This window comes from Mesorhizobium prunaredense (assembly GCF_900156895.1).
In the GTDB taxonomy this organism is placed as follows: domain Bacteria; phylum Pseudomonadota; class Alphaproteobacteria; order Rhizobiales; family Rhizobiaceae; genus Mesorhizobium; species Mesorhizobium prunaredense.
Window position 1 is genome coordinate 1 of record NZ_FTPD01000065.1, and the last position, 374, is coordinate 374.

Genomic DNA, 374 nt, shown 5'->3' on the forward strand with positions numbered 1-374 from the left:
ATATCGGCCTCACCGTCACTTAAACCCCAGGGCTCAATTCAAGCCCCTGCCAGGAGCTAAAAATGGCTGCCAAAGACGTAAAATTTTCTCGCGATGCCCGTGAGCGCATGCTGCGCGGCGTCAACATCCTCGCCGACGCAGTGAAGGTCACGCTCGGCCCCAAGGGCCGCAACGTCGTCCTCGACAAGTCGTTCGGCGCCCCGCGCATCACCAAGGACGGCGTCACCGTCGCCAAGGAAATCGAGCTTGAGGACAAGTTCGAGAACATGGGCGCGCAGATGGTCCGCGAAGTTGCTTCGAAGACCAACGACATCGCCGGCGACGGCACCACGACCGCGACCGTTCTGGCGCAGTCGATCGTCCAGGAAGGCCAC

Annotated in this window: 1 protein-coding gene; it reads left to right on the top strand. The window is 61.5% G+C overall.

The window, feature by feature from the left end; genetic code table 11:
- Positions 1-62: 62 nt before the first annotated feature.
- Positions 63-374: TCP-1/cpn60 chaperonin family protein (locus BQ8794_RS29170; protein ID WP_280174629.1), on the top strand; the 312-nt coding region annotated here is incomplete at its 3' end.